7 protein-coding genes are annotated in these 4,612 nt (G+C 43.8%); all 7 read right to left on the minus strand.

What is annotated here, in order from left to right; all coding sequences use genetic code 11:
* Positions 1-405: 405 nt before the first annotated feature.
* Complete coding sequence (locus V6C93_RS12555) at positions 406-882, minus strand: hypothetical protein (protein WP_333476999.1); 477 nt, start codon at positions 880-882, stop codon at positions 406-408.
* 244 nt (positions 883-1,126) lie between these two features.
* Complete coding sequence (locus V6C93_RS12560; protein ID WP_333477000.1) at positions 1,127-1,462, minus strand: hypothetical protein; 336 nt, start codon at positions 1,460-1,462, stop codon at positions 1,127-1,129.
* Positions 1,463-1,559: 97 nt separating this feature from the next.
* Positions 1,560-1,883 (minus strand): hypothetical protein, encoded by a 324-nt coding sequence (locus V6C93_RS12565; RefSeq protein ID WP_333477001.1) that lies wholly within the window; start codon positions 1,881-1,883, stop codon positions 1,560-1,562.
* Between the two features lie 173 nt (positions 1,884-2,056).
* On the minus strand, positions 2,057-2,281 hold the full coding sequence (locus V6C93_RS12570) for a hypothetical protein (protein WP_333477002.1): 225 nt from the start codon (positions 2,279-2,281) through the stop codon (positions 2,057-2,059).
* A gap of 49 nt (positions 2,282-2,330) precedes the next feature.
* The gene (locus V6C93_RS12575) at positions 2,331-3,056 is read right to left on the minus strand and encodes a GIY-YIG nuclease family protein (RefSeq protein WP_333477003.1); all 726 of its coding nucleotides are present in this window, start codon (positions 3,054-3,056) and stop codon (positions 2,331-2,333) included.
* Positions 3,057-3,367: 311 nt separating this feature from the next.
* Complete coding sequence (locus tag V6C93_RS12580; protein ID WP_333477004.1) at positions 3,368-3,538, minus strand: hypothetical protein; 171 nt, start codon at positions 3,536-3,538, stop codon at positions 3,368-3,370.
* A gap of 21 nt (positions 3,539-3,559) precedes the next feature.
* The coding region (locus V6C93_RS12585; protein WP_333477005.1) for a hypothetical protein at positions 3,560-4,612 on the minus strand (1,053 nt) is incomplete at its 5' end.

The following is a 4,612-nucleotide window of genomic DNA, read 5'->3' on the forward strand; positions in this document are numbered from 1 at the left end:
ACAGACTTATTGGGGACGAATTTTTTAACAAGGGTGCGTGTTGAGTTTTGCGCGGAGTAAACTCTACTCGCTCTTTCTAAGCTTCAGCGTTAGCTGATTGATTCGGTCTTTCCTGTTCCCTTATTCAAACTGTATCTCACCTGAAAAGCTCCTCAGTTTTACTTCAAATGAGCGTAAGTCACTCAAGGGCGCTGAGGAGAAGGTGGGGTTGACTGTTCACTCTCGTCATGGGGATTTCTCCATTGGTTGCCGTTGTCTCCCACTTCGGGAGCATCCGTTTGCATCGCACATTACATCTGGGAGTTTGTGCGTTTTCCCCTTATTTGTTGTTGACCCTTGAGCGAAAAAGAGCCATTATCAAGGCTACGCCTGCAATCGCAGACACCAGTGTTTTGCTGTTGTATTTCACAAGGTTCTCCTCTTTTTGATTTCAACGACAGACAACATTACCCACCCCGCCATTTCGTTAGCTTTGCCCTCCATTACGAAAAACCGTAAGGTCGTACCATTTGAATAAGCCACTTTTCCGCCAGCCGTTTCCCTGATTAGCGAAGCATGAGTTAATTGCGAGCTTGATTCCTCTTGAACGGGTGACAGTTGCAAATCCAGCCTTGCTGGATACCTGACCTGATTAAGTGATGCTTGCGAATTTTTTGAGACCCGCCTTCCTCCCTTTCTGCTGGTCTGTATGCTTAAGTAGATTTCCCACTGTTTGCCCCAAGGGTCTGCAACCTTCGAGCATATTCTCAGGGCTGAAGTTAACTTGTCTTCCCAGATATAGGGCCACTTTGAAGAGCCTTCGATTTGCTGAAAATATTCTTGCTCCGGCAACGAACCAACAATTTTTTTAACGATCTCCTCTTTGTTAAAACCTTCATCCATGAATTCACGCTCCACGCAGGTAGTACTCTTCATTGACAGTACTACTTTGCGGCTCTCGCCATCTCCCCTCTTGCTTCTTGGGGAATCATCTGCAATAGAGCAAGTAGCGCCTCTCGATTTTTGACCTTGTAACAACCTGGATTCGTCCATACTACTTGCACGCAAGAAAGCAATTCATGCTTGCTTTCCATGTCTGTTTTGGTCAGAGCTGCCCTGTGTCCTTAACGCCGACCCGTTCATAAAGTCAATTTATGTAGTCGAAGTCCAGGTGCCGTCCCTGTTGGCACCCGATGCCTTCCCCCAGGTTCTGTAGCGCATCGTCATCTAATTTAAAAGCTTGCTCGACGTATTGAATTAGAACGCTATCCACCTCTGCTTTGATGTTTTTCCTAGCTACACCAAGCCGGATTGACGATATTGCATTCCTCAGTTGCTTCTGCAATTCGGGTTGCATCCTTTCTAGGTAGTCTCCCCACTCCGACGCGATCGCAGATGCTAGCTTGCCTGGGGCATACGCCGTCAGTGGCTTGTTTCTCTCTCCGTATTCTCCGTAATCTCTTATCTGTTGTCCTTGTTGCATAGGAGTGATTCCTCAATTACTCAAAGTACTGCATATGGCGTAGAGGGGTTGCTTCCATGAATCGGCTTTTCCACAACTCCTTTTCCGAGTGTGGGACTTAACCGTTCCAGTGCTGGCAAGCCCCTTCAATCTCTGTCTCAAAATCCCAGTCGTATCTTTCTGGTTTGGTCAGGAGCTGCTGCGGAACGTATTGCTTCAGTTCATCTTCTACGTCTTCGTAGTGCTTTCCTACACACGAGAGTGCCACACTTTCTGGCACTTCCAGAAAAAAGTCAACCTCATGCACGAACGAACATCCATCTTCTGATGCTGTACTGTGCATGAGGCGATTCGGTTTTAATAATTTCTTTATCTGTTTCCAAGCTTCTCGCTTGGTTTCGCAATGTGTCGTGATTGAAACTTGTAAATCTATTGTTGCCATTGGCTTCTCTCCTGATTCTAGGAGTCGGTGTTTAATGGTTACTCCCGATTCTGGGAGTTCTTGGGGGATGTTTCCCGCTCTCGAACTAATCTCTCACACTGCCTAATACCTTGTCAAGGTATTCGCTCGTCTTTCCGCCGTGGCTACAAGCCCTAGATTCATGCTCTATTACGTTACTTCAGCTTGATTTCCCCAATCTTGGACGCGATCGCTAGGGCAATTAACTCGCTCGTCACTTCTAGGAGTATTTGCCAAAACGCTCTTGTTGCCACCTGCGTCACCTGGGGAATCGTTATTACAAAGACTGTAACTCCGATTAGGACATAGACCACTTTTTTTCTGTTAGCTAGCTGACTTTTTAGCTGATATCTAAGTCCCTGAGCTTTTCTTGCTTGCATAACGTTTATCGCCCTTTTTTCAAGCGATTGCTGATTACGAATTATCGCTTTATAGAATCATTGCCACTATTAGCCCTGCTACGCATAACGCGATCGTTGCGGCTCCGATTCGATTAAAAGCAGACTGTCGATTTCTATGGTAGTACAAACCTGTTGAGAAACCTCTTGTTCTGGGCTTATAGTGCGATTTTGTTCCAATCAGTAGTTTGAAGAATGCTTTGATTAATTCTTTTGCCGTTCCTCCTAGTACTTCAAAAACAAGATTCGCGATCGACCAAATGGTTAGTTTTTGGGTACTGAACACTTTCTTATCAAACCCCCTCACTATCTTCTCTACGATTGTCCCTTTTCCCAGTCTCGCAACTTTTTCAAACAGTATCCCGATAACTTCCATTCCACTCATTGAGGATTCGGGCTTAACTTCTTCATTGTCTTTCCATTGACGTTGGTAGTCTTTGTAAACCTGAATGACTTCTTGCAGTACGTGATGAGGCAACTCGAACCATTCTTCGCTGTGTTCTAGCTCTACTTTGTACGCTGCATATCTTTTGTGGAGTGCCGTTTCTATTCCCTCTGCATTGTAACAATCGAACACTTCAAGGATTCGATAATTTACTGGGGGTTGCGCTCTTTTAAGTTTTTCACATCTTTCCTCTGCGCTGAATGCCCACCCCATTTTGTACCTGAACAGACCTATGGCTTCAATCAAGTAAATTTGGGCAATCTGATTCTTCGTGCTGCGGGTCTTTCTCTTGAACTTTACCTTGGTTGCCATTTTATTTTTCTTGAATCAATTCTTGGGTGTTCGAGCTGCTCGCTGTCTTATCAAGAGACTTTCATATTATTTATTTTTTATCATTTTAGTAATAATTTGATTTTTAAGAAATCTATAAGCTTTGATATTCAGCTACTTTTTGCAAGAAAAATTTAGCAATAGTTTTCATTACTTTACTTACTTAGTCGTTGCAAAAATTTTTATAACTATGTATTCTAGTAAATTTTTAAATTTTGCTAAAACTTTTCTTTTATTTTTTAGGTTTTTGTGTATTTACTTTTTGTAAAAAAGGGGTTGTTTTAATGCCGCTTTTAATGCCGCACGGCTGCGGCGCGGCTGCGGCAATGCCGCATTTGTGCCGAAGAGTCTCCGCTTGCCTGCCGCACGTAGAACCCTTGTATATCAAGGAATACCGACAATGCCGCATAGTTTTCCGGCGTGGCGCGAGGACGCCTGTTTCCCCGCGTACCCCCCGCTGGCACACTTGGGCGCGAGCTGCGGCATTACTCTTTAAGTCTGTATTCATCCCTTCCCTCGTTGATCACAATTTGGTGCCCTGCTAGTTCGTTTAAAGCATTCCTTATTTCTGGTGTAGTCCAAGTTCTAATGGCTTTTTGAATCTCGTGAGGGGTCTTTTTGCCTTTCCCCCTTAAGTAGGTAATTATGCGTCGATACACATCTTTCTGATCGAGTATTCGTTCTACCCGTTCTTGTTCGCTTTCCTGTTCTTCGTGAGGGGACTCTGGCTCTCCATTCGGAGTTGGTATCATGAACTCGTCTCTCAAATAAGACTGGTTTAGTTGCGATATTATCTCGTCAAAAACCCGCTTATCTTTTAAGTCTGTTTCACTTGAAAGTTTTGGTACAATACCTATTCTTGGCTTTGCTCCTACAGTGGTAAAAATAATTGGAGTTTTTAGCTCCTTATTCCTAATAGCCTCACACAGCATAGAATAGATTGATGCTATTGCCTCTCTGTCCTCTGCTGAGCAGATGCTATCGTTTTTAAATACCAGCCTTATAGTCTGTAATTCGCCTTTTTCTTCGCCGTCCTCGTAATAAATAAATCCTTGCGAATAGATGTCCAAAGATAAGCGAATTGAAGCATCATTAGCCAACCCCAAACTATCTAGCTTGTCGGATTGTGTATCGACGTAAAGCCCCACACCACAGCTACGTCCAATTGTAATAATTTGCCGAATCATGCTTAAAATCAATTGGAGTTCAGTGTCTTTTAATCGGGCTTGTAGCTCCTGATAAGTCCCGTACCAATCCCCCAATATAAGTCGAACGGGTTCTTTAACTTTCAGCTCGTCTCGCTCGTCTTCTGGAAGGTCTTTTCTTACCAAATAGATTCCATAGACGGTGAACAGAGGCTCCAACAATTCCTTGATTATTCGTCCTCTTTCTTCCTCAGAACCTTTCCCAGTCGGTAGTTGGTTTAACTTATCTGGTGCGAAAACAAACCTATGCTTTTCCGGGATTCCATACAACTTGTCGTTTTTGTTGAGCAACGCATACAGGTGACATCTGGGGTATCTTTCCCGGAATTTTTT

The sequence above is a fragment of the Allocoleopsis sp. genome, from assembly GCF_036703385.1.
Taxonomy (GTDB): Bacteria; Cyanobacteriota; Cyanobacteriia; order Cyanobacteriales; family Coleofasciculaceae; genus Allocoleopsis.

Coding starts and splice junctions, on each gene's coding strand:
- V6C93_RS12575 (WP_333477003.1), bottom strand. CDS start 3,056: ATGGCAACCAAGGTAAAGTTCAAGAGAAAGACCCGCAGCACGAAGAAT.
- V6C93_RS12555 (WP_333476999.1), bottom strand. CDS start 882: ATGGATGAAGGTTTTAACAAAGAGGAGATCGTTAAAAAAATTGTTGGT.
- V6C93_RS12560 (WP_333477000.1), bottom strand. CDS start 1,462: ATGCAACAAGGACAACAGATAAGAGATTACGGAGAATACGGAGAGAGA.
- V6C93_RS12565 (WP_333477001.1), bottom strand. CDS start 1,883: ATGGCAACAATAGATTTACAAGTTTCAATCACGACACATTGCGAAACC.
- V6C93_RS12570 (WP_333477002.1), bottom strand. CDS start 2,281: ATGCAAGCAAGAAAAGCTCAGGGACTTAGATATCAGCTAAAAAGTCAG.